This is a genomic window from Phenylobacterium ferrooxidans (assembly GCF_042714595.1).
GTDB lineage: Bacteria > Pseudomonadota > Alphaproteobacteria > Caulobacterales > Caulobacteraceae > Phenylobacterium > Phenylobacterium ferrooxidans.
In genome coordinates this window covers 1-1,628 of sequence record NZ_JAOTJD010000090.1, presented here as the reverse complement: position 1 = coordinate 1,628, position 1,628 = coordinate 1, and the positions used below count along the sequence as shown (strand labels likewise).

Here is a 1,628-nt window from a genome sequence, read left to right as displayed (position 1 = left end):
GGATTGAACTAAACCGCTGACGCGGTACGGGCGCACGCCGGGGCTGGCGCGAGGAAGCCCCTGTCTGAGAGGATTTGGTGTCGAGCCAAGCCCATCAGACAGGAGACCCCAAGATGGCCGAAGTGAGCCCTCTACGCCGGCGTATGATCGAGGACATGACAGTCCGCAACCTGTCACCGGCGACCCAGCGATCCTACGTTCATGCTGTTACGAAGTTCAGCCGGTTCTTCGGCCGTTCGCCGGACCGGCTGGACCTGGAGGATGTGCGTACTTTCCAGGTGCATCTGGTGGCCGCAGGAATCTCCTGGTCGGCGCTTAATCAGACCGTCTGCGCCTTGCGCTTCTTCTACGGTGTGACCTTGCGCCGGTCCGATGTGCCAGAGCGGATTCCCTACGCGCGCCAGCCGCGGCAGCTGCCCGTCGTGCTGAGCATGGACGAGGTGGTGCGTTTCCTCGAGGCGGTGCCGAGCCTGAAGAGCCGTACAGCCCTGACCACAGCCTATGCGACCGGCTTGCGCGCGTCGGAAGTCACGGGCCTGAAGATCACGGACATCGACAGCGGCCGCAAGGTGATCCGCGTCGAGCACGGCAAGGGCGGCAAGGACCGATACGTGATGCTGTCACCGCAGCTGCTGGGCATCTTGCGGACCTATTGGCGCCTGGCGCGGCCGACGAGCTGGCTGTTCCCCGGCCGCGCGGAGAGCCGACCGATCGATCGCCAGGTGCTGTATGCTGCCTGCCGGTCTGCCTGCACCGCCGCGGGCCTGGACAAGCACGTCACAGTCCACACCCTGCGCCACAGCTTCGCCACCCACCTGCTGGAGGACGGCGCCGATATCCGCATCATCCAGGCGCTGCTCGGACACAGCAACCTGTCGACCACGGCGCGCTATACCCAGGTGGCGACGCACACGATCGGCAAAACCGTCAGCCCGCTCGATCGGCTGCAGGTCGAGGTCGTGCCGCCAGCCTGAGCAGGCTCGTGCGCACGGCCCTGGAGGTGGCGGACGTCTTCCGCCGCCACGGCCCGGCGTATCGCCTTGCCCATGAGGGTCACCTCGGGCGCGTCGAGCGGCGCGTCATGGGCGCCATCGAAGCCTGCCGCACTGCGGCCCTGGGCGGTCACGCCGAGCACTGCACAGACTGCGGCCTGGTGCGCCAGGCCTATAACTCCTGCCGCAATCGGCATTGTCCGAAGTGTCAGGGTCTGGCTCGCGCCGACTGGCTCGACGCGCGGCAAGCCGACTTGCTGCCAGTTCAATACTTCCACGTCGTCTTCACGATGCCGGCGCAGGTCGCCGAGATCGCCTTCCAGAACAAGGCGACGCTCTACGCCATCCTGTTCAAGGCGGCAGCCGAGACGCTGCGGACCCTGGGCGCAGATCCCAGACACCTGGGCGCCGAGCTGGGCGTGGTCGCGCTGCTCCACACTTGGGGGCAGAACCTGCATCATCACCCCCACGTCCATTGCGTCGTGCCTGGCGGCGGACCGTCACCCGACGGCGCCCGGTGGGTGTCCTGTCGACCCGGCTTCTTCCTGCCCGTGCGCGTGCTCTCGCGCCTCTACCGCCGGCTGTTCCTTCAAGACCTCCAAGCCGCGTTCGAGACCGGAGCGCTCGGCTTCTTCG

The 1,628-nt window shown here is 67.0% G+C and carries 2 protein-coding genes; both read left to right on the top strand.

Annotated elements, in window-relative coordinates; translation table 11 throughout:
- The first annotated feature begins 113 nt into the window (after positions 1–113).
- Positions 114–974, top strand: coding sequence for a tyrosine-type recombinase/integrase (locus OCL97_RS22575; protein WP_293351831.1), 861 nt, complete (start codon positions 114–116; stop codon positions 972–974).
- A partial coding sequence (locus OCL97_RS22570) for an IS91 family transposase (RefSeq protein ID WP_377371943.1) occupies positions 971–1,628 on the top strand: 658 nt, incomplete at its 3' end. The genes OCL97_RS22575 and OCL97_RS22570, both read left to right, overlap by 4 nt.

What these genes read in the sequence shown, in the direction of transcription:
- OCL97_RS22575 (WP_293351831.1), top strand. Translation starts at nt 114, where the DNA reads ATGGCCGAAGTGAGCCCTCTACGCCGGCGTATGATCGAGGACATGACA.